We start from the raw sequence: 19,376 nt of genomic DNA on the forward strand, positions 1-19,376 counted from the left end.
CCTGAGCGCGCCGGACCGGGGCCGCCCGCGCGGCTTGTACGATTCCCTTGTGACCACCGAGGAGTCAGAGTTCACGCAGGTCTTCCGCGGCTACGACAAGGCCGAGGTGGACAAGGCGATGCAAGAGCTGCGCCGCGAGCTCATCAAGGCGAACACGCAAGCCTCCGACGCCGCGAAGGAGATCAAGCGCCTCAACACCCGCATCGACGAGTTGAACGCCGAGATCGAAGAGGTCGGCAGCCCGACCTTCTCGGGCCTCGGCACGAAGCTCGAGAACACGCTGCGCGTGGCCGAGGAGCAGTCCACGCGCATGATCGCGCAGGCCGACATCGACGCCGAGAAGCTGCGCGCGTCGGTCGCCGCCGAGACCGAGAAGATCCGCGCCGCGGCCCAGGATCAGGCGGACCGGCTCATCGCCGACGCGAAGGCGCGCTCGGCCTCGCTCCTCCAGGACGCGCAGATCGAGGCGAACTCGATCATCGCCGACGCCCGCGGCGACGCCGAGCAGCTCGTGCAGGACGCGCAGCGCGAGGCCGCCGCGATCCGCGGGGCGGTCGCCACCGAGGCCGCCGAGGTGCGCGCGACGAGCAAGCGCGAGGCTGCCGCTGCGCGATCGGATGCCGAGCGCGAGGCCGCCGAGCTGCGGGCGGCCGCTCAGCGCGAAGCCGAGGCGGCTCGCGCCGCCGCCGCCGCTCTCGACGTGGAGACCGAGCGCCGCCGGGCCGAGCTCGAGCGGGAGCTCGCCGAGGCCCGCGCCGCCCAGGCGGCCGAGCTGGAGGCCGAGGCCATCGCCCAGCGCGAGCAGCTGGCCAAGCAGCACGCGGAGCAGACGACCCTCATCCAGACCGAACTGGCCGAGCATCGCGCCGCGAAGGAGCAGGACCGCCGCGCCCACGAGGAGGAGCTCGCCGAGGCGCGCAAGGCGGCGCTGGCCGAGATCGAGCAGCAGCGCCGCGAGGCCGAACAGGCCCGCATCGATCTCGAGGTGGAGCTCGCCGCCCGGCGTGACGAGGCCGAGAAGGAGCACCTCGCGCGCCACGAGGAGGCGGTGGCGCAGACCCAGCGCTTCGTCGACGACGCCAACCAGGAGCTCGCCGAGGCGCTGCAGCGCGCGGCCGAGGCGCGCGAGGAGGCCAAGGCCATCGAGCGCGACTCCCGCGCCGAGGTCGGGGCGAAGCGGCGGCAGGCCGAGGAGGACGCCTCCGCGCTCATCCGCGACGCCGAGGATCGCGCCAAGGCGCTGATCGAAGACGCCGAGTCGCGCAGCAAGAAGCTCATCGACGACGCGGAGGACCGGCTGGCGCAGATCCGCGCCGAGCGCGAGTCCGTCGCCGCCTATTTCGAATCGCTGCGCAGCGCGCTGCAGCAGGCCGAGGCCGTCACGACCTCCCACGGTGAGTAAGCCGCCCACGTGAAGATCCAGAACGCGTTCCGACTCGGCCTCGTCGGCACGCTCGGCGTCGGCCTCGGGATCCTCATCCTCACGTCGATCGTCGCCCTGTCGACGATCATCACCTACCTCGGGGCGGCGCTGTTCATCGCGCTCGGCATCGAGCCGTTGATCGGATTCCTGGAGCGCCGCGGCGTGCCCAGGTGGGCGGCGATCGTGATCGTCTTCGTCGTGATCCTCGGCGTCGCGGCCGGCGTGGTGCTCGCGATCGTGCCGGTCCTCGTGGAACAGGGCGCGGCTCTCGTCACCGCGGTGTCCGACTTCGTCAACAACGGCACCTACAACGACTGGTACTCCTGGCTGCAGAACCAGTTCGAACCGGGCGTCGTCGACAACGCCGTCGCGCAGCTGTGGTCGGAGCTGCAGAAGAACCTGGGCACGATCACCGGCGGCGTCCTGCAGGCCGGCATCGGGCTGGTCAGCGGCGTCTTCGGCGCGCTGATCGTCCTCATCCTCACGATCTACTTCGCCGCCAGCATGCGCAGCATGAAGCGCGGCGCCTACGCGCTGGTGCCCGCCTCGAAACGGCGGCGCTTCATCGACATCGCCGAGCAGGTCACCGACTCGGTCGGCAAGTACGTGATCGGGCAGGTCAGCCTCGCGCTCGTCAACGGCGTGCTGAGCGGCATCTTCCTCTCGATCATCCGCGCGCCGTATCCGATGCTGCTCGCGGTCATCGCGATGCTCTTCTCGCTGGTGCCGCTCGTCGGCACGCTCACAGGCTCGTCCATCATCGTGCTGCTCACCCTGCTGCTCGGCTCTCCGCTCACCGCGCTCGTCGCCGCGATCTACTACCTCGTCTACATGCAGGTCGAGGCCTATGTGCTCAGCCCGCGCATCATGAACCGCGCGGTCTCCGTGCCGGGCGCGCTCGTCGTCGTCGCCGCACTCGCCGGCGGATCTCTCCTCGGTGTGCTGGGGGCGGTCATCGCGATCCCGTTCGCCGCGTCGGTGCTGCTCATCGTGCGCCAGGTCGTGATCCCCCGCCAGAACGAGCTGTGACGACTCAGGGCGCGTAGGTCTCCGGCAGCGGCAGCGCCGCGGGGTTCACGGCCCGCACGATCTCGGTCAGCACGCGCCTGGTCTGAGTCTCGCCCACCCACAGGTGTTTGCCGCCCTCGACGGCGATGAACTCGGCCTCGGGCACCGCGGAGAAGCGTTCGCGCGCCTCCTCGGGGCGCAGGAAGTCGTCGAACTCGGGCACGAGCACGACCATGCGCTTGCCGCTGCCCGCCCACCGGGCCAGCTCGTCCTGCGTCGCACGGTGCAGCGGCGGCGACAGCAGGATCGCCCCGACGACGTCATCGTGCGCTAGCCCGTACTTGATCGCGATCTCGGTGCCGAACGACCAGCCGACGAGCCACAGTTCCGGCAGGCCGCGGTCGCGTGCGAAGCGCACCGCCGCCTCGAGATCGAAGCGTTCGGTGACCCCGTCGCCGAATTCGCCCTCGCTGGTGCCCCGCGGCGAGGAGGTGCCGCGGGTGTTGAAGCGCAGCACGGCCAGGTCGGCGAGTTCCGGCAGGCGCGCGGCCGCCTTGCGCAGAATGTGCGAGTCCATGAACCCGCCGTGGGTGGGCAGCGGATGCAGCGTGATGAGCGCCGCGACGGGTGGCCGCGCCTCGGGCAGCGCCAGCTCGCCGACGAGCTTCACGCCGTCGAGGGTGACGAACTCGATGGGCTCGCGCACGGCGGGCAGCTCCACCGCTCCGCGGATCTCGATCGGCTCAGGCATCCGTGCTCACGCTCATGCGATCCTCCAGCAGTGGGTGTGCCAGTGCCGCCGCCCCTCCAAGTCCGCAAGGTCGCCCAGCACGCCGTCGGCGCGCCAGACCGCGACGTGCGCGATGCCGGGCGGGATCTGCCGGCCGCAGCCCGGGCAGACGTAGTCCTTCTGGGCGTTCGCGGCCGAGATGGGCTGCACCGTCCACGCGGTGCCCCGGCGCGTCTCGGTGTGACGCGCCCCGAGCAGGATGCGCTCGACGTCCAGTTCCTCGGATACAGAACCGCCCCGGGGCCTTCGGCCTCGGGGACGGTTGCTGCGCGGCATGAGCCCAGTCTAGAAGAGCCGATCAGTACCAGCCGGTGGACTGCGAGTGGCCCCATGCGCCGCACGGCGTGCTGTACCGGCCCTGGATGTAGCCCATGCCCCACTTGATCTGGGTCTCGTAGTTGTTCTGCCAGTCGGGACCGGCGGTCGACATCTTGCTGCCCGGCAGCGCCTGCGGGATGCCGTAGGCGCCGCTCGCGTTGCTCGCGTGCACGTTCCACCCGGACTCCCGGTTCCAGAGCAGCACGAGGCAGTTGTACTCGTCGTCGCCGAGGCCCATGGACGCGAGCAGCGTCTTGGCGTACGCCTGCGCGCTGCCGGGGTCGGGCGTCGGGGCCGCGGCCACCTCCTGCTGGACGGGCGCGGCCGCCTGCGTCGTCGCGGCGGGCGCCGAAGTCTCGGTCTGGGTCGGCGTGGGGGTGGGGGTCGGCGTCGGGGTCGGCGCCGCGACGCTGTAGCTGTCGCGGGTGTTGGACACCGGCTGATAGGTGGCGGTCACGCCGACCGCCTGAGGGTGCTGGCCCGCGAAGCGGTCCTGCACGTGCGCGAACTGCATGTTGGCTTCGGCGGTGGCCCCGCTGTTCGGGTTCACGAGGTTCACCAGGAAGAAGCCGGCTGCGGCCGCGAAGGCCAGGAGGACGACGATCGGACGGGTCTTGTTCTTGAAAGAATTGTGCATAGTGGAGATGGGTCGGCCGGTCGCCGGCTCGAGCGCACTCGGGTTCGTGCGCTTCGCCGCCGGGGCCATTCTGTGTGTTGCTCGCCTACCCACGATCACAAAAACATAACGGAGGCATGGCCGGTTACCAAACCGACGTGCTTTCGCTCAGCGCACGGCCAGCATCACGTCGGTGACGCTGTCGAGCAGCAGGTCGACCTGCGCCTCGGAGTAGCCGCCGAGCTGGGGGCGGAACGCGACGGTGCGCACCTCCTCGACCGTGATCGGCTTCCCCTCGGAGAAATACCTGATCAGGCGGGCGGAGAAGCGGTCGACTTCGGCCATGTTGTAGCCCAGGGTGAAGAAGCCGGCACGAGTGAATTTCTGGCGGTCGGGGCGGTTCAGCCGGTTCACGATCACCTGCGCCAGCTCGCGGGCGCGACCGAACCATTCCTTCTCTCCGAGTTCCCTCCGAGCGGCGCGGCGCTCGCGTCCGGCGAAGACGTCCTCGAGCCGTTCCAGCGCAGCGTCGACGGTGGCCGCGTCGTAGCCGTCGCGCACCAGGTCGAATGCGGTGCGACGGATGTCCGCGGCCGTCAGCCCGTCCTCCCGGCCGTCGAACACCGCGCGCGCCCTCTCCAGGAAGCGGTCGACCTGCTCCGGGTCGTAGCCGCGTCGGCGCGCACCGGTGGTCGGGAAGTGGGCCATCGTCGTCCTCGGACTCGTCGGGAACCGATCAGAAGAAGATCGGATGGAAGATCACGTACAGAGCATATGCGGCGGCCGCCGAGGGAAGGATGGAGTCCAGCCGATCGAGCACTCCCCCGTGCCCGGGCAGCCATCCGCTCATGTCCTTCACGCCGATGTCGCGCTTGATCAGCGACTCGGCGAGGTCGCCCGCGGTCGCCGTGAGCAGCAGTACGCCGCCGTAGATGAAGCCGAACCACCACGGCACGTGCAGCATGAAGATCGACAGCAGTATGCCCGCCGCCGCCGCGGCGACGAACGCTCCCGCGAACCCCTCCCAGGTCTTTCCGGGGCTGATCGTCGGCGCCATCTTGTGCCGGCCGAAGTTGAGGCCGGCGGCGTAGGCGCCGGTGTCCACCGCGACGACCACGATCAGCATCGCGACGAGCCACCACCGGCCATCCGCGTTCTGGGGCGCCGCGAGGAGCACGGCGAAGCTGCCGAGCAAGGGGATATATGCCTGAACCAGAATGGAAGCGGCGAGGTCGCGGACGAGCGCGTCGCCGCCGCCCCGGCGGCCGGGCCAGGCGTATTCGACGAGCCGCCAGATCACGACCAGCGCCATCCCGGCGAGCGTCACGTACCAGCGCCAGTCCCCCGTCAGGTAGAACGACGCGGGGATCATGGCAAGGGCCGCGATGACGCCGGCCGTGCGGGGGATGTCCCGGCCGGCGACACGCAGGGCGGTGCCGAGCTCGACGACGGCCAGCGCGAACGCGGCCGCCGCGAAGACCATGAACAGGGCGCTGACGAAGATCAGGCTCGCCAGCACCACCGCACCGACGCCGACGCCGATCGCCGTCGCGAAGACGAGGTTGCGACCGGTGCGCGCGGTGATCCGCTCATTCACCTGGTCGAACTGCGCGCGCGCCTGATCGAATTGCGCGCGGGTCTCGGCGAACTGTCGCTCGAGATCGGCGCGTGCGGCCTGTGCTTGCGCCTTGAAGTCGGGACCCTCGGGCCGCTGCGCCATCACTAGACCTCGAGAAGCTCGGCTTCCTTGCGGGTCAGGGCCTCGTCGATCTGGTCGATGTGCTTCTTCGTGAGCGACTCCAGTTCCTTCTCGGCGCGCGCCACGTCGTCGTCGCCGACCTCCGACTTCAGCGCGTCCAGGTCGTCCTTGGCCCGGCGGCGGATGTTGCGGATCGACACCCGCGCCTCCTCCGCCTTGCCGCGCACCACCTTGACGTACTCCTTGCGGCGATCCTGGGTGAGCTCGGGCATGGTGATGCGGATGATGTTGCCGTCGTTGTTGGGCGTGACGCCGAGGTCCGGGCGGTTCACGATCGCCTTCTCGATGTCCTTCAACGCGCTCTTGTCGTACGGGGTGATCAGGATCACGCGAGCCTCGGGCACTTGCAGCGAGGCGAGCTGCTGCAGCGGGGTCGGGGAGCCGTAGTAGTCGACCATGATCCGGGCGAACAGCGCGGGGTTGGCGCGGCCGGTGCGGACCTCGGAGAAGTCCTCCTTCGCCGCGTCGACGGACTTGGCCATGCGCTCCGTCGCGTCGGACAGGACATCAGCGATCACGTGTGCTCCTTTGTGAGACTCTCGGTCGATTCTATCGGGGCGCCGGGTGCCGTCAGTTGCTGACGACCGTGCCGATGCGCTCTCCGCGGATCGCCTTCGCGACGTTGCCGGCGGGCTGCATGCCGAAGACCTGCATCGGCATTCCGTTGTCCATGCAGAGGCTGAACGCCGTCGAGTCGACGACCTTCAGCCCGCGCTGTAGCGCGTCGAGGTAGGTGATGGTGTCGATGCGCGTGGCGCTCGGGTCGCGCTTCGGGTCGGCGGTGTAGACGCCGTCGACCCCGTTCTTCGCCACGAGCACCGCGTCGGCCCCGATCTCGAGGGCGCGCTGGGCTGCGACTGTGTCGGTGGAGAAGTACGGCAGGCCTGCCCCTGCGCCGAAGATCACGACCCGGCCCTTCTCGAGGTGCCGCTCGGCACGGCGCGGGATGTACGGCTCGGCGACCTGGGTCATCGCGATGGCGCTCTGCACGCGGGTCTCCGCGCCGGCCTGCTCCAGGAAGTCCTGCAGGGCCAGCGCGTTCATCACGGTGCCGAGCATGCCCATGTAGTCGGCGCGGCCGCGGTCCATGCCGCGCTGCGACAGCTCGGCCCCGCGGAAGAAGTTGCCGCCGCCGACGACCACGGCGACCTCGACGCTGCGCGCCGCATCCGCGATCTCGCGGGCCAGCTGCGCGATCACGTCCGGGTTGACGCCCAGAGAGCCGGCGCCGAACGCCTCGCCCGAGAGCTTCAGAAGGACCCTGCGCTTCCTGTCGTCGGCCATGTGCTCGTGTGATCCTTCCGTCGTCGTGTCTGCTGTCGAATGTACTGGGTGGCGGGCATGAAAAAGGAGCCCGGATCCGCCGATAGCGGATCCGGACTCCCTCACGAGGCGCTAGGCCCCGACCTTGAATCGGATGAACTGCTGGATGGTCAGGCCCGCGTCCTTCGCGACCTTGCCCACCGTCTGGGTGTTGTCCTTCGCGTACTCCTGCTCGAGCAGCGCGACCTGCTTGTAGTAGGCGCCGAGCCGCCCTTCGACGATCTTCGGGAGGATCGCCTCGGGCTTGCCCTCCTGACGGGAGATCTCCTCGACGATGCGGCGCTCGTTGTCGACCTTCTCGGCCGGCACGTCCTCACGGCTGAGGTAGTCCGGGTTGGCGAACGAGATGTGCTGGGCGATGCTGCGCGCGGTCTCCGCGTCGCTGCCGGCGTAGGCGACGACCACGCCGACCTGCGGGGGCAGGTCCTTCGAGGTCTTGTGCAGGTAGATCGCGAAGGCGTCGCCGGTGAGGTGGGCGACGCGGCGCAGCTCGACCTTCTCGCCGATGATGGCCGCTTCGTCCTCGATCACCTCGGCGACGGTCTTCGTCGCTGCGGGGGCCGCGAGGGCCTCCTCGAGCGTCTTCGCGTCGGCTTGGACGATGGCCTCGAGCACACCGTCGGCCAGCGCGATGAACTTGTCGGTCTTCGCGACGAAGTCGGTCTCGCACGCCAGCTCGATGAGCCACGCCTCGCCGTCCTTCGCGCGCGCGGCCACGAGACCCTCGCTCGTCGAGCGGTCGGCCCGCTTCGCGTTGCCCTTGGCGCCCTTCAGGCGCAGGATCTCGGTGGCCTTCTCGATGTCGCCGTCGGCCTCGACCAGGGCGTTCTTGGTGTCGACCATGCCGGTGCCGAGCTGCTCACGCAGCGCCTTGACGTCGGCGACGCTGAAATCTGCCATGTTGATGGAACTCCTCGTGAGTGATGGAGGGTGGGCGAAGAGGAAAAGTGCGGAAGGTTACTCGGCGCTCGCGGCGGTCTCGGCGTCCGCGACCTTCTCGGTCTCGGCGCTGGACTGGGCCGGCACGGTCTCCTCCACCGCGGCCTCGTCGACCGGGGTCTCCTCGGCCGGGGTCTCGGCCTTGGTCTCCTCAGCGGAGGTCTCGGCAGCGGTGGTCTCGGCGGCCTGAGGGGTCTCGCCCGCGCCCAGCAGCTCCTGCTCCCACTCGGCCAGCGGCTCGGCCTCGGCACCCTCGTCGGTCTGGCCGTGGCGCTGCATGAGGCCCTCGGCCACCGCGTCGGCGACGATGCGGGTCAGCAGCGCGACGGAGCGGATCGCGTCGTCGTTGCCCGGGATCGGGTAGTTGACCTCGTCGGGGTCGCAGTTGGTGTCGAGGATGGCGACCACGGGGATGCCGAGCTTCTGCGCCTCGTCGATGGCGAGGTGCTCCTTCTTGGTGTCGACGATCCAGATGGCGCTCGGGGTCTTGCTCAGGTTGCGGATGCCGCCGAGCGACTTGTGCAGCTTGTCCAGTTCGCGCTTCTTGATCAGCAGCTCCTTCTTGGTGAAGCCGCTGGTGTTGCCCTCGAAGTCGAGCTCCTCGAGCTCCTTCATGCGGGCAAGGCGCTTGGAGACGGTGCTGAAGTTGGTGAGCAGGCCGCCCAGCCAGCGCTGGTTCACGTAGGGCTGGCCGACGCGCGTGGCCTGCTCGGCGATGGCCTGCTGGGCCTGCTTCTTGGTGCCGACGAAGAGGATGGTGCCGCCGTGGGCGACGGTCTCCTTCACGAACTCGTACGCCTTGTCGATGTAGTTGAGCGACTGCTGCAGGTCGATGATGTAGGAGCCCGAGCGCTCGGTGAGGATGAAGCGCTTCATCTTCGGGTTCCAGCGGCGGGTCTGGTGCCCGAAGTGGACACCGCTGTCGAGCAGCTGGCGCATGGTGACGACGGCCATGATGATTCCTTTTGTCGTTGAGGTTGATTTTTCCTGGCGCCCGGCGACCTTCCGCCCGTGGAACGGGACCCGAGGAAGGTGTGCCGCCGGATGGTCCGGCAGATGGGCACGCGTAGTCACCCCGACGAGCGGGGTGCCGGGCCAGTCTAGCAGTTCCGCGGGCCCCGCCGAGCTTTCCGCACAGGGCCGCGACGGCGCCTCTTCCGCACAATTCCGCCCCTTCCGGCGCCGGCCGCCGCGCGGGCCGTGCGACCCTGCCGGGCATGAGAGCGCGATGGGTGCGGGTCGTCGTCGCGGCCGCGGTGGCCGTGGGTCTTTCGATCGGGCAGACGGATGCCGCGGCGGCGGAGCACTGGCCGTGGCCGGTCCCGGCCCCGGTGCACGTGACGGCCGCCTATCAGGCGCCGCCGTCGGCCTACGCCGCCGGTCACCGCGGCATCGATCTGGCCGCCGCCGAAGGGACCGAGGTCACCTCGCCGGTGGCCGGGGTCGTCACCTTCGCCGGCGTGGTGGTCGATCGCCCTTTGATCACCGTTCAGACGTCGGCGGGCGTGCTGGTGAGCTTCGAGCCCGTGGCATCCGATCTCGACAAGGGCGACCCCGTCGCCGCCGGTCAGCTGCTGGGCCATGTCGCCGCGGGCGGCCACTGCGACGGCGACTGCGTGCACGTGGGCGTGCGCGTGAACGGCGCGTACGTCAACCCGCTGCTGTACTTCTCGGGGGTTCCCCCGGCGGTGCTGCTGCCGCTCGGGTGATCAGGCGCGCGGGTGGGCCTGGGCGTAGCTCTGCTTGAGCCGGTCGATGGAGACGTGCGTGTAGATCTGGGTCGTGCCGAGGCTCGCGTGGCCGAGGAGCTCTTGCACCGCGCGCAGGTCCGCGCCGCCGTCGAGCAGGTGCGTTGCCGCTGTGTGCCGCAGGGTGTGCGGGCCGCGGGGGCCGCTGCCGGGGTAGTCCGCGAGCAGCCGGGAGACCAGCGCGTAGACCGTGCGGGCGCCGAGCCGCTTGCCCGCGGTTCCGAGCAGCAGGGCGTCGCCTGCGGCATCCGCCCCGCGCTCGGCCAGCACGGGCCTGGCCGTGCGCAGATAGTCGACGAGGGCTCCGAGGGCGGGCACGCCGAAGGGCACCGTGCGCTGCTTGTCCCCCTTGCCCGTCACCCGCATGGTGAGCCGGTCGAGGTCGACGTCGTCGACGTCGAGGCCGACCAGCTCCGACACCCGCACTCCGGTGGCGTAGAGCAGCTCCAGCACGGCCCGGTCGCGCACCGCTCCGGGATCGCCGCTCCGGGCACGCTCGGCGGCCCGATCCAGGAGCTCGGCCATCTGCTCGGCGGCGACGACGCGCGGCAGGTGCCGGCCGGTCTTCGGCGACTTGAGGCGCGCGGCGGGGTCGTTCCGGATGAGCCCCGTGCGCGTGGCCCACGACGTGAACGCGCGAACGGATGCACTGCGCCGCGCGAGCGTCGTCGCCGCGAGGCCCGCCTGCGCGGCGGCCCATTGCCATTGCCGCAGCAGTTCCAGGTCGACGTCCTCGAGGTCGACCTCGTCTGAACCGGCAGCCTGCGCCTCTGCGGCGAAGCGCTCGAGCTCCGCGAGATCGGAGCGGTACGACCGCACGGTGGCCGGCGACAGCCCGCGCTCGTAGCGCGCGTGGTCGAGGAAGCGAGCGATCGCCGAGTGCAGCTTCATTCCCCCAGCATGCTCCCCCGCTCAGCTGCGCCGCGGCACCGACACCCAGCCGCGCTCGGTCTTGCGTACCCGCCCGTCGAGCAGGAGCGTTCCGAGCAGGGAGGCCACCTCGGGTGCGGCCATGCCGCTGCGCCGCGCGACCTCGTCGAGCGGCCGCGGGCTCCGCGCGCTCAGCGCGTCGAGGGCGCGCATGTACCTCGGGTCCTCCGGATCGGCCAGCGGCTCGGCCGCCGCGTCCAGCCCGCCCACGAGCCGCAGCACGTCGGCGCAGCCCGTCACGCACTCGGCTCCGTACTCGCGCATCAGCCGGTGGCATCCCGCAGAGCTCGGGCTCGTCACCGGTCCCGGCACCGCCCCGAGCGGGCGGCCGAGCTTGCCGGCGTGACCCGCGGTGTTGATCGTGCCGGAGCGCTCGCCGGCCTCCACCACCACGGTCGCCTGGGCGAGGGCGGCGATGACGCGGTTGCGCTGCAGGAACCGCCACCGGGTGGGCGGCGAGTCGAACGGCACCTCGGCCACGACGAGCCCGTGGCGCACGATGCGCCGCAGGAGGTCATCGTTGCCGGACGGGTAGAAGCGGTCGGCGCCCCCGGCGAGCACGGCGACCGTGCCGCCACTGGCCGCGAGCGCCGCCCGGTGGGCCGCGGCGTCGATGCCGTACGCGGCGCCGGAGACGACGGTGTAGCCGTGCTCGCACAGCTCGGCCGCCAAGTCGGTGGCCACGTGGGTGCCGTAGGCGGTCGCCGCACGGGCGCCCACGACGGCGATCATCGGAGCCCGGGTCAGCAGGCCGGCGTCGCCGCGCGCCCAGAGCAGCAACGGGGAATGCTCGCCGAGATCCGCCAGCTGCAGCGGCCACCCTTCGTCGTCGGGGGTGAGCAGCAGCGCGTCGGAGGCCCGGGCCATCTCGAGCACGGCCTGCACGGAGGCGGCCGGGCCCATGCGCGGGCGCCAGCGGGCGAAGCCCGCGGCGACGCCGTCGGGCGCCTCGTCGAATCCGCGGCCGCGGTACGCGCGCAGCACGCGCTCCTGCGCCAGGTGCGCGGCCTGACGCAGCTCCCTGCCGGCGATCGCGGGACCTCCCTTGTCGTCCCACACCGCCTCGAGCGACGCGCGGGCGCCCAGGTCGTCGACGAGCCGGCCGACCACGCCGTCGCCGGGTTCGGCGATGATGCTCCACACGATGCGGGCGATCCGCTCCGCGTCTGCGCCGTCGTCGCGCGCCACACCGGCCGGCAACACTCGGTCGAGCAGGGATCGCAGCTGCGCGCCCTCGGACTCCCATGGGCGGGTCATGCGGCATCCCCCTCGTGCATGGCGGTCGCTTCCGCGACCTGCTCGGTGCCGGGCGTCGGGAGCCCGTCCAGGTCCGCGATGCTCCAGGCCAGCCGGAGGATCTTGAGGAAGCCGCGCATCGTCAGGCCCTCGCGGCTCATCCGCGTGTAGAGCGGTTTCGTCACAGGGTCCGGCAGCCGGTACCGCCCGGAGGTCAGCCAGCGGCCCGGCAGCTGCGCATTGCTGCTCCACGGCGTGCCGGAGAGCCGGCGCCGGGCCGCCTCCCGCGCACGCGTCACCAGCGCCCGCGCCTCGGCGGTCGTCGGCGCGCGCAACTCCTCCGCGCGCCGCAGCTGCGCCACCGACATGCGGTGCAGCACGAGCTGGATGTCGAGTCGGTCGGCGAGCGGGCCGGACACGCGCGCCAGGTACTCCCTCCGTCGGTGCGGCGGGCAGGTGCACTCCCCGGACGGGAGCCCGTAGTAGCCGCACGGGCACGGATTGGCGGCCATCACCAGCTGGAACCTCGCCGGGAACTCCGCCTTCCCATTGCCGCGCGCGATGGTGATCCGCCCCGACTCGAGGGGCTGACGCAGCGTGTTCAGCACGTGCTTTCCGAACTCCGGCGCCTCGTCGAGGAAGAGCACCCCGTGATCGGCGCGCGTGATCGCGCCCGGGCGGATGCGCCCGCTGCCGCCGCCCACCATCGCCGCCTCGCTCGCCGAGTGGTGCGGCGCCTCGAACGGCGGCCGGGTGACGAGCGAGGTCACCGCGCCGAGCTGCGTGAGCGACCGCACCGCGGTGGCCTCGAGCGAGGCGCGCTCGTCGAGGTCGGGCAGCACCCCCGGCATCCGCTCGGCCAGCATGGTCTTGCCCGAGCCCGGCGGGCCGATGAAGAACAGATGATGCCCGCCTGCCGCAGCCACGAGCAGCGCGCGCACCGCCTCGCTGTTGCCGATCACGTCGGAGAGGTCGCGCTGCTCTTCGCTCGCCACCGCCTGGGCCGCGGGCATGATCGGCTCGACCTCGAGCGGGGTGAAGTCGCCGCCGTGGCGGATCGCGGCCTCGCGCAACGACGCGACCGGCACCACCTCGGCGCCCGGCACGAGGGATGCCTCGGCCAGGTTCCCGGCCGGCACCATGATGCGCCGCGCGCCGGCGGCGACGGCCGCGTGCACGGCCGGCAGCACTCCGAGCACCGGGCGCACCCTGCCGTCGAGCCCCAGCTCGCCGAGATGCACGGTGCCGGCGATGGAGCGCGCCGAGACCCGGCCCGCGGCGGCCATGGCCGCCAGCGCTATCCCCAAATCGAAGGCGGAGCCGTGCTTGGGCAGAATCGCGGGCGACAGGTTGGCGGTGAGGCGGTGCTGCGCCAGGGAGCAGCCGATGTTGGCGGTGGCGGCGAGCACCCGATGCGCGGCCTCGGCGAGCGACGTGTCGGGCAAGCCGATGAGCGTGAACTTCGGCAGGCCCGAGGTGATGGAGGCCTCCACCTCGACGAGCGCGCCGTTCAGGCCGTCGAGCGCCACGGAGAGGGTGCGGGCGACGGCCATCAGCTCACCCCGCGCAGGTGCTCGATGCGGGCGGGCCCGTCGAGGCCGCCGATGACGGCGACGACGTCGACCCGGATCGCGCCGGCCGCGGCATCCGTCGCCCTGCACCACTCGGCCGCCAGCCGGCGCAGCCGGGCCAGCTTGCGCGGGGTGATCGCCTCGAACGGATGCCCGAAACCCAGCCCGCTGCGCGTCTTCACCTCGACGAAGACCGTCGTGCCGCCGTGCCGGGCGACGATGTCAAGCTCGCCGCGCGTGCCGCGCCAATTGCGGTCGACGATGTCGTACCCGAGGGATTCGAGATACCGCGCCGCGACGGTCTCGCCGGCCGCGCCCAGCGTGTCTTTGAGTGCCATGCCGGGCAGCATGGCGCAGGCGTGCGACCGCGGCGGGCCGCGGATGCCCGATCAGTGGAGAACACGGCCGGTCCCGCGGCTGTGCGGGGGAAGTGCGCTACTCGTCGAGCGCGAGTTCCTTGGGCAGCTCGAACTCCTTGGTGGACAGCTCCTCGATGTTGACGTCCTTGAAGGTGAGCACGCGCACGGATTTCACGAAGCGGTCGGCGCGGTAGACGTCCCACACCCAGACGTCGTGCATCGTGAGCTCGAAGTAGAAGTCGTTCTCGGTGTCACGGCGCACGAACTCGACCTCGTTGGCCAGGTAGAACCGGCGCTCGGTCTCGATCACGTACTTGAACTGGCTGACGACATCGCGGTATTCGCGGTACAGCGCCAGCTCGACCTCGCGGTCGTAGTCGTCGAACTCGTCTTCGTCCATCGTGAGGTCGAGTCTACGCGGCGGCGTGCAGCCAGGTGAGCCGATGATGGGCGCTCGGCCCCAGCTGGGTGATGGCCTCGAGGTGCGCCGGGCTGCCGTACCCCTTGTTCGACGCCCAGCCGTACCCGGGCAGGTCGCCGTGCAGCTCGATCATGTGCCGATCGCGGTGCACTTTGGCGATCACGGATGCCGCGGCGACGCTCGCGCACGCCATGTCGGCCTTGACGCGCGTGGTCAACGTCATCGGCCGCTCGAGCACGGGGTTCAGGTAGTCGAAATTGCCGTCTAGCAGCAGCGCGGCCTCGTCGAGCGCCGCACCCGCCTCGCGCAGCGCCGTGAGCGCGCGCCACCCGGCCAGGCCCAGCGCCTGCATGATGCCGTGCTCGTCGATCTCGGCGGGCGTCGCCTCGCCGACCGCGCTGAAGCGCACCCACTCGCGGCACCGCGGCGCGAGCTGCTCGCGCACCGGCTCGGCCAGCAGTTTCGAGTCCCGCAGACCCTGCGGGTGCTCGCCGACCTCCCGGTCGATGACCACCATGCCGACCGCGACCGGGCCGGCCAGGGCGCCACGCCCCACCTCGTCGACGCCGACGATGTAGCGAGCTCCCCCGGCGAGCAGCTCGAACTCCACGGCGAGGTCGGGCACCGCGGCGGGGCCCGGGGTCACTTCTCGCGCTCCTCCACGCCGCGGAACACCTCGGGGTAGTTCGACAGCCACGACCATCGCGAGATCGGCCAGCTGATCAGGATGGCGCGGCCGACGACGTCGTCCTCGGGCACGAAGCCCTTGTCGGGAAGGCCCTGGTTCATGCTGGAGTCCTGCGAATTCAGGCGGTTGTCGCCGAGCACCCACAGCTCGCCGGGCGGCACGTTCACGTCGAAAGTCTGTCCCGCGTGAAGTTCGCCGTCGGGCACGTTGATGTACGGCTCCTTCAGCGGCACGCCGTTGACGGTGATCTGGTTGAGGGCGTTGCAGCACACCACGTGATCGCCGGGCAGGCCGATGACCCGCTTGACGAGGTGGTCGTCGCTGTCCGCCGACGAGAGTCCGACGAAGGTGAAGAACCAGTCGACGGCCTTGGCGATCGGATTCGTCGGCTCGGGCGTGCTCACCACGTCGGAGTCGCTCAGCCAGCCGCCCGGGTCCTTGAACACGACGATGTCGCCGCGGTGGATCGGCATGATGCGCGGCTCGAGCTCGTTGACGATGATCCGGTCGTCGACGGCGACGTTCGCGCCGCCCATCAGCGTGTTCTCCATCGAGGCCGAAGGGATGTAGAAGGAGCGGATCAGGAAGGTCTTGATCAGGAACGAGACGAGCAGCGCGACCAGGAAGATGACCACGATGTCGCGCACGAACAGGCCGATGTTGCGCGAGCGACGCTTGGCGGCAGATCCCGCCCTCGTCGTCGGGGGACCGTCTGCCGTGCTGTCAGTCATCTCGTCCTTGCCTGCGATCCGCGAAGGCCCCGGATGGGAAGAGCCCCCGCCCTCCAGTGTAGGGGGACGGGGGCTCTGGACTCGCCGAGAGGCGCGGCTTACGCCTCGCGCTTCTCGCGGATCTTGGCCTTCTTGCCGCGCAGCTCGCGCAGGTAGTAGAGCTTCGCGCGACGCACGTCACCGCGGGTGACGACCTCGATCTTGTCGATGATCGGCGAGTGCACCGGGAAGGTGCGCTCGACGCCGACCTGGAAGCTCACCTTGCGGACCGTGAAGGTCTCACGCACGCCGTGGCCGGAGCGGCCGAGGACGATGCCCTGGAAGACCTGGATGCGCGAGCGGTTGCCCTCGACGATGTTGACGTGCACCTTGACGGTGTCACCGGGGCGGAAGTCGGGGACGTCGGACTTGAGGCTGGCGGCATCCACCTGGTCGAGGATGTTCATTTCTTCAGCTGCGCTCTCTGCGTCCGCCACAGGTCGGGCGCGATCGATGATCGGTAAGAGTGGGAGTCTCCGCGTGGATGTGGGCTCCCCTGTGGCAGGGCCGCACGCGGCACAACTGCCTATTCTGCCAGAGGGGGAGCGGCGCGCCAAATCAGGGTTCGCGCGGCTCCAGGAGGTCCGGCCGCACGCGCCGCGTGCGCTCGAGCTGCTGCTCGCGTCGCCATGCCGCGATGGCGCCGTGGTTGCCCGACAGCAGCACGGGCGGCACCTCGCGCCCTCGCCAGCTGGCCGGTTTCGTGTAGCTCGGGTATTCGAGCAGGCCGTCTTCGTGGCTCTCCTCCACGAGCGACTCCGGGTTGCCGACGACCCCGGGGATCAGGCGTCCGATCGCCTCGATCATCGCCATCACCGCGACCTCTCCCCCGTTCAGCACGTAGTCGCCCACGCTGACGAGCTTCACGCGTGCACGCTGCTCGTACTCGTCGAAGACGCGCTGGTCGATGCCTTCGTAGCGCCCGCAGCCGAACACGAGGTGCTGTTCGGTCGCGAGCTCGCGCGCGCGTGCCTGCGTGAACACCTCGCCCGCCGGCGACGGGAAGATGACGAGCGGATCGGATGCGCCCTCGAGCACCGCGTCGAGGGCTTCGCCCCACGGCTCCGGCTTCATGACCATGCCGGCGCCCCCGCCGTACGGGGTGTCGTCGACGGTGCGATGCCGGTCGTGCGTCCAGTCGCGCAGATCGTGCACCGCAAGATCGATGATCCCGCTGGTGCGGGCCCTGCCGAGCAGCGAGATGTCGAGCGCATCGAAGAACGACGGGAAGATCGTCACGATGTCGATGCGCATGACGGGAAGTCTATTCAGGCCAGTTGCGCCGCCCCCGCCTCGTAGCGCGCGAGCACCAGGTCGACCAGCGCCTGCGGCGGCCTGCGTCCGGCGGCGAGCAAGGGACCGGAGACCACATCGCCCCCGACCGAGGCCGTGACCTCCGCGAAGCGCCCGGGCGAGAGCAGGTAGCTCGCCACGATCACGCGGCTGCCCGGGTGGAGCCGGCGCATGGTGTCGACGGCGGATGCCAGGCGCGGCACCGCCGCCGAGAGGAATCCGACGGTCACGTTGCGCTCCAGAAGCCCCGCGAGGTGCCTGCCGACGGCGATGCAGTCGCGCACGGCGCGGTGGTCGCTCGAGCCGGCGGCGGCGAGCACGATCACGTCGTCGGCGGCGAGCCCCAGTTCGGTCAGTTTCGCGGCCAGCAGCTCGACGATCACGGCGTCGGGTCCGAGGGCCCGGGAGATCGCGGTGCGGCGGGTGCGCTGGGCCGCCAGCTCGTGCGCGAGGTCGCCGTGCACGTGGAAGCCCGCCGAGAGCATCAGCGGCACGACGACGACGGGTTCGCCGGGGGCGAGCTGTTCGGCGATGGTCGCTCCGAGCTCCGGCTGGTGCACGTCGACGACCGAGCCGACCACGTGCAGTCCGGGCGCCGCGCGGGAGACCGCCTGCAGCAGGGTGTCGACGGCGGGGTCATCCGTGAGCTCTTTGGGCCCCTGCGCGACCGCGAGCAGCGCCGGCCGCGACGGTGTGCGACCGGACCGGTCGCCGGGACCCCACGGGGCTGGCGCGAGCGTCACTGGTGGTTCCCCCGGGCCGACCTGGTCATGGTCCGAAGTTATGAGAGGCGTGTTTCGCCGGAGTGCACCGACGTGTTTCACGCGCGTGAAACCGCGGCCCCCGCTCGGGGGTCAGCCGCGGTCACTCCTCGTCGGGCAGGTCCTCGAACAAGCCCGCGGGCGGCGTGACCGTGAGCGTTCCGGCAGCGACGTCGACCTCGGGGACGATCGCCGACACGAACGGCACGAGCACCTCGCCGCGGGGCGTCTCGATCGCCAGGAGGTCTTGCGCGGGCAGGTGGTCGACGCGCGCCACGCGGCCGACCTCGGCCCCGTCACGCAGCACGGTGAGGCCGACGAGCTGATGGTCGTACCACGCGTCGTCCTCGCCCGGGTCGTCGTCGGCGTCGACCCACAGGATCGCCTTCACGAGCGACTCGGCCTCGTCACGGTCGTCGACGCCGACGAAGAAGCCGACGGGGTGGCCGTTGTACCAGCGCAACTCCTTCAGCTCCAGGTTCTTGCCGTGCCACTTCGATGTGGGCGGCACCTGCAGCGAGAAGATCGCACCGGGAGTGAAGCGGCGCTCGGGGTCGTCGGTGTAGAGCTCGAGCTTCAGCGCACCCTTGAGCCCGTGGGCCTTGGTCAGGCGCCCGACGCGGAGCTGGGTTCCGGTCTGCTTCCCCGCCATCAGCGGTCGGTGTCGACGACGTCGACGCGCACCCGCTTGCTGCCGGCGAGGGCGCCCACGACGGTGCGCAGGCTGGTGGCCGTGCGACCGCCGCGGCCGATGACGCGGCCGAGGTCCTCGGGGTGGACGCGCACCTCGAGGACCTCGCCGCGCGGCGAGCTCTTCTGGGCGACCTGCACGTCGTCCGGGTGATCCACGATCCCCTTGACGAGGTGCGAGACGGCTGAGTCGAGCATCGCGGGTGGAACCTACTCGGCGCTCTCGGCGGCCTCGGCCTCGGCCGGCGCCTCAGCGGGCTCCTGGGCCTTGGCGGGCGTCTCGGCCTTGGGCTTGAGCACCGGCTTCTTCTTCTCGTCGGCGACGAAGGCGGGCTTGGCCTCGGGGGCCTGCACCTTGCTCTCGGTGTCCTTCTCGCCCTTGAACTTCGCCCAGTCGCCGGTGAGCTTCAGCAGCGCAGCGACCTGCTCGGTCGGCTGCGCGCCGACGCCGAGCCAGTACTGCGCGCGGTCCGAGTCGATCTCGATGAGCGAGGGGTGCTCGGTGGGGTGGTACTTGCCGATCTCCTCGATCACGCGACCGTCGCGCTTGGTGCGCGAGTCGGCGACGACGACACGGTAGTAGGGGGCACGGATCTTGCCCAGGCGCTTGAGGCGGATCTTGACAGCCACAGTTCTCCTGTAGGAATTCGATGTTGGAAGCGAACTGACTGCCCGGGCTGTGGGGTGCACACCCGTGCAGGAGGTCTGAATGGAGGGCCCGCGTTCGGATAGA

The 19,376-nt window shown here is 70.7% G+C and carries 25 protein-coding genes; 3 read left to right on the forward strand and 22 right to left on the reverse strand.

The window, feature by feature from the left end:
* Nucleotides 1-49: 49 nt before the first annotated feature.
* Together H563_RS14655 and H563_RS0102720 are read left to right on the forward strand one after the other, a co-directional pair.
* Entirely contained in the window at nucleotides 50-1,402 is a 1,353-nt protein-coding gene (locus H563_RS14655; RefSeq protein WP_022881079.1) for a DivIVA domain-containing protein, read from the forward strand.
* A 9-nt stretch (nucleotides 1,403-1,411) separates the two neighbouring features.
* Complete coding sequence (locus tag H563_RS0102720) at nucleotides 1,412-2,452, forward strand: AI-2E family transporter (protein ID WP_022881080.1); 1,041 nt, start codon at nucleotides 1,412-1,414, stop codon at nucleotides 2,450-2,452.
* A gap of 4 nt (nucleotides 2,453-2,456) precedes the next feature.
* Here the strand turns inward: H563_RS0102720 and H563_RS0102725 are convergent, their stop codons facing one another.
* The 9 genes from H563_RS0102725 to rpsB form a co-directional block, all read right to left on the reverse strand.
* Nucleotides 2,457-3,182, reverse strand: a complete 726-nt coding sequence (locus tag H563_RS0102725; RefSeq protein ID WP_022881081.1) for an alpha/beta hydrolase — start codon at nucleotides 3,180-3,182, stop codon at nucleotides 2,457-2,459.
* A 12-nt stretch (nucleotides 3,183-3,194) separates the two neighbouring features.
* The gene (locus H563_RS0102730) at nucleotides 3,195-3,497 is read right to left on the reverse strand and encodes a hypothetical protein (RefSeq protein WP_022881082.1); all 303 of its coding nucleotides are present in this window, start codon (nucleotides 3,495-3,497) and stop codon (nucleotides 3,195-3,197) included.
* A 22-nt stretch (nucleotides 3,498-3,519) separates the two neighbouring features.
* Complete coding sequence (locus tag H563_RS18170) at nucleotides 3,520-4,176, reverse strand: aggregation-promoting factor C-terminal-like domain-containing protein (RefSeq protein WP_033209513.1); 657 nt, start codon at nucleotides 4,174-4,176, stop codon at nucleotides 3,520-3,522.
* Between the two features lie 147 nt (nucleotides 4,177-4,323).
* Nucleotides 4,324-4,863 (reverse strand): DivIVA domain-containing protein, encoded by a 540-nt coding sequence (locus H563_RS0102740; protein ID WP_022881084.1) that lies wholly within the window; start codon nucleotides 4,861-4,863, stop codon nucleotides 4,324-4,326.
* A 28-nt stretch (nucleotides 4,864-4,891) separates the two neighbouring features.
* On the reverse strand, nucleotides 4,892-5,875 hold the full coding sequence (locus H563_RS0102745) for a phosphatidate cytidylyltransferase (RefSeq protein ID WP_081416092.1): 984 nt from the start codon (nucleotides 5,873-5,875) through the stop codon (nucleotides 4,892-4,894).
* Nucleotides 5,876-5,877: 2 nt separating this feature from the next.
* Nucleotides 5,878-6,432 (reverse strand): ribosome recycling factor, encoded by a 555-nt coding sequence (gene frr / locus H563_RS0102750; RefSeq protein ID WP_022881086.1) that lies wholly within the window; start codon nucleotides 6,430-6,432, stop codon nucleotides 5,878-5,880.
* A 52-nt stretch (nucleotides 6,433-6,484) separates the two neighbouring features.
* The gene (gene pyrH / locus H563_RS0102755; protein ID WP_022881087.1) at nucleotides 6,485-7,198 is read right to left on the reverse strand and encodes a UMP kinase; all 714 of its coding nucleotides are present in this window, start codon (nucleotides 7,196-7,198) and stop codon (nucleotides 6,485-6,487) included.
* Nucleotides 7,199-7,309: 111 nt separating this feature from the next.
* Complete coding sequence (gene tsf, locus H563_RS0102760; RefSeq protein WP_022881088.1) at nucleotides 7,310-8,137, reverse strand: translation elongation factor Ts; 828 nt, start codon at nucleotides 8,135-8,137, stop codon at nucleotides 7,310-7,312.
* A gap of 57 nt (nucleotides 8,138-8,194) precedes the next feature.
* Nucleotides 8,195-9,130: a 30S ribosomal protein S2 gene (rpsB, locus tag H563_RS0102765; RefSeq protein WP_022881089.1), complete on the reverse strand. Its 936-nt coding sequence runs from the start codon at nucleotides 9,128-9,130 to the stop codon at nucleotides 8,195-8,197.
* A gap of 263 nt (nucleotides 9,131-9,393) precedes the next feature.
* On the opposite strand from rpsB, the gene H563_RS0102770 reads away from it, so the two are divergent.
* Nucleotides 9,394-9,885 (forward strand): murein hydrolase activator EnvC family protein, encoded by a 492-nt coding sequence (locus H563_RS0102770; protein ID WP_027479025.1) that lies wholly within the window; start codon nucleotides 9,394-9,396, stop codon nucleotides 9,883-9,885.
* On the opposite strand, the gene H563_RS0102775 is transcribed toward H563_RS0102770, so the two are convergent.
* The 13 genes from H563_RS0102775 to rpsP form a co-directional block, all read right to left on the reverse strand.
* Nucleotides 9,886-10,815 carry a tyrosine recombinase gene (locus H563_RS0102775; protein WP_027479026.1) on the reverse strand — a complete coding sequence of 310 codons (930 nt, stop codon included), beginning with the start codon at nucleotides 10,813-10,815 and terminating at the stop codon, nucleotides 9,886-9,888.
* Between the two features lie 21 nt (nucleotides 10,816-10,836).
* Nucleotides 10,837-12,111, reverse strand: coding sequence for a DNA-processing protein DprA (gene dprA / locus H563_RS0102780; protein WP_051142593.1), 1,275 nt, complete (start codon nucleotides 12,109-12,111; stop codon nucleotides 10,837-10,839).
* A complete protein-coding gene (locus tag H563_RS0102785) occupies nucleotides 12,108-13,643 on the reverse strand; it encodes a YifB family Mg chelatase-like AAA ATPase (RefSeq protein ID WP_022881091.1) in 1,536 nt (511 codons plus the stop codon). The genes dprA and H563_RS0102785 overlap by 4 nt, the downstream gene beginning before the upstream one ends.
* The gene (locus H563_RS0102790) at nucleotides 13,643-13,999 is read right to left on the reverse strand and encodes a YraN family protein (RefSeq protein WP_027479028.1); all 357 of its coding nucleotides are present in this window, start codon (nucleotides 13,997-13,999) and stop codon (nucleotides 13,643-13,645) included. The genes H563_RS0102785 and H563_RS0102790 overlap by 1 nt, the downstream gene beginning before the upstream one ends.
* A 97-nt stretch (nucleotides 14,000-14,096) precedes the next feature.
* Nucleotides 14,097-14,420: a DUF2469 family protein gene (locus H563_RS0102795; protein ID WP_022881093.1), complete on the reverse strand. Its 324-nt coding sequence runs from the start codon at nucleotides 14,418-14,420 to the stop codon at nucleotides 14,097-14,099.
* Nucleotides 14,421-14,433: 13 nt separating this feature from the next.
* The gene (locus tag H563_RS0102800) at nucleotides 14,434-15,087 is read right to left on the reverse strand and encodes a ribonuclease HII (protein ID WP_022881094.1); all 654 of its coding nucleotides are present in this window, start codon (nucleotides 15,085-15,087) and stop codon (nucleotides 14,434-14,436) included.
* On the reverse strand, nucleotides 15,084-15,860 hold the full coding sequence (lepB, locus tag H563_RS0102805) for a signal peptidase I (RefSeq protein WP_022881095.1): 777 nt from the start codon (nucleotides 15,858-15,860) through the stop codon (nucleotides 15,084-15,086). Before lepB ends, H563_RS0102800 begins: the two co-directional genes overlap by 4 nt.
* Nucleotides 15,861-15,958: 98 nt before the next feature.
* Nucleotides 15,959-16,306: a 50S ribosomal protein L19 gene (rplS, locus tag H563_RS0102810; protein ID WP_022881096.1), complete on the reverse strand. Its 348-nt coding sequence runs from the start codon at nucleotides 16,304-16,306 to the stop codon at nucleotides 15,959-15,961.
* Nucleotides 16,307-16,457: 151 nt separating this feature from the next.
* Nucleotides 16,458-17,153, reverse strand: coding sequence for a tRNA (guanosine(37)-N1)-methyltransferase TrmD (gene trmD / locus H563_RS0102815; RefSeq protein ID WP_022881097.1), 696 nt, complete (start codon nucleotides 17,151-17,153; stop codon nucleotides 16,458-16,460).
* A gap of 14 nt (nucleotides 17,154-17,167) precedes the next feature.
* Complete coding sequence (locus H563_RS0102820) at nucleotides 17,168-17,935, reverse strand: sirohydrochlorin chelatase (protein ID WP_022881098.1); 768 nt, start codon at nucleotides 17,933-17,935, stop codon at nucleotides 17,168-17,170.
* 121 nt (nucleotides 17,936-18,056) lie between these two features.
* Nucleotides 18,057-18,605, reverse strand: a complete 549-nt coding sequence (rimM, locus tag H563_RS14660) for a ribosome maturation factor RimM (RefSeq protein ID WP_022881099.1) — start codon at nucleotides 18,603-18,605, stop codon at nucleotides 18,057-18,059.
* On the reverse strand, nucleotides 18,605-18,841 hold the full coding sequence (locus H563_RS0102830) for an RNA-binding protein (protein ID WP_022881100.1): 237 nt from the start codon (nucleotides 18,839-18,841) through the stop codon (nucleotides 18,605-18,607). Before H563_RS0102830 ends, rimM begins: the two co-directional genes overlap by 1 nt.
* Before the next feature lie 12 nt (nucleotides 18,842-18,853).
* On the reverse strand, nucleotides 18,854-19,273 hold the full coding sequence (gene rpsP / locus H563_RS0102835; RefSeq protein WP_022881101.1) for a 30S ribosomal protein S16: 420 nt from the start codon (nucleotides 19,271-19,273) through the stop codon (nucleotides 18,854-18,856).
* Nucleotides 19,274-19,376 lie beyond the last annotated feature (103 nt).

Origin of the sequence: Gryllotalpicola ginsengisoli DSM 22003, from assembly GCF_000419445.1 — a bacterium.
GTDB classification, from domain to species: domain Bacteria; phylum Actinomycetota; class Actinomycetes; order Actinomycetales; family Microbacteriaceae; genus Gryllotalpicola; species Gryllotalpicola ginsengisoli.

Excerpts from the sequence above, each read along its gene's own strand:
- H563_RS0102725 (WP_022881081.1), bottom strand. The coding sequence starts at position 3,182 with ATGCCTGAGCCGATCGAGATCCGCGGAGCGGTGGAGCTGCCCGCCGTG.
- H563_RS0102730 (WP_022881082.1), bottom strand. The coding sequence starts at position 3,497 with ATGCCGCGCAGCAACCGTCCCCGAGGCCGAAGGCCCCGGGGCGGTTCT.
- H563_RS18170 (WP_033209513.1), bottom strand. The coding sequence starts at position 4,176 with ATGCACAATTCTTTCAAGAACAAGACCCGTCCGATCGTCGTCCTCCTG.
- H563_RS0102740 (WP_022881084.1), bottom strand. The coding sequence starts at position 4,863 with ATGGCCCACTTCCCGACCACCGGTGCGCGCCGACGCGGCTACGACCCG.
- H563_RS0102745 (WP_081416092.1), bottom strand. The coding sequence starts at position 5,875 with ATGGCGCAGCGGCCCGAGGGTCCCGACTTCAAGGCGCAAGCACAGGCC.
- pyrH (WP_022881087.1), bottom strand. The coding sequence starts at position 7,198 with ATGGCCGACGACAGGAAGCGCAGGGTCCTTCTGAAGCTCTCGGGCGAG.
- tsf (WP_022881088.1), bottom strand. The coding sequence starts at position 8,137 with ATGGCAGATTTCAGCGTCGCCGACGTCAAGGCGCTGCGTGAGCAGCTC.
- rpsB (WP_022881089.1), bottom strand. The coding sequence starts at position 9,130 with ATGGCCGTCGTCACCATGCGCCAGCTGCTCGACAGCGGTGTCCACTTC.
- H563_RS0102770 (WP_027479025.1), top strand. The coding sequence starts at position 9,394 with ATGAGAGCGCGATGGGTGCGGGTCGTCGTCGCGGCCGCGGTGGCCGTG.
- H563_RS0102775 (WP_027479026.1), bottom strand. The coding sequence starts at position 10,815 with ATGAAGCTGCACTCGGCGATCGCTCGCTTCCTCGACCACGCGCGCTAC.
- dprA (WP_051142593.1), bottom strand. The coding sequence starts at position 12,111 with ATGACCCGCCCATGGGAGTCCGAGGGCGCGCAGCTGCGATCCCTGCTC.
- H563_RS0102785 (WP_022881091.1), bottom strand. The coding sequence starts at position 13,643 with ATGGCCGTCGCCCGCACCCTCTCCGTGGCGCTCGACGGCCTGAACGGC.
- H563_RS0102790 (WP_027479028.1), bottom strand. The coding sequence starts at position 13,999 with ATGGCACTCAAAGACACGCTGGGCGCGGCCGGCGAGACCGTCGCGGCG.
- H563_RS0102795 (WP_022881093.1), bottom strand. The coding sequence starts at position 14,420 with ATGGACGAAGACGAGTTCGACGACTACGACCGCGAGGTCGAGCTGGCG.
- lepB (WP_022881095.1), bottom strand. The coding sequence starts at position 15,860 with ATGACTGACAGCACGGCAGACGGTCCCCCGACGACGAGGGCGGGATCT.
- rplS (WP_022881096.1), bottom strand. The coding sequence starts at position 16,306 with ATGAACATCCTCGACCAGGTGGATGCCGCCAGCCTCAAGTCCGACGTC.
- trmD (WP_022881097.1), bottom strand. The coding sequence starts at position 17,153 with ATGCGCATCGACATCGTGACGATCTTCCCGTCGTTCTTCGATGCGCTC.
- rimM (WP_022881099.1), bottom strand. The coding sequence starts at position 18,605 with ATGGCGGGGAAGCAGACCGGAACCCAGCTCCGCGTCGGGCGCCTGACC.
- H563_RS0102830 (WP_022881100.1), bottom strand. The coding sequence starts at position 18,841 with ATGCTCGACTCAGCCGTCTCGCACCTCGTCAAGGGGATCGTGGATCAC.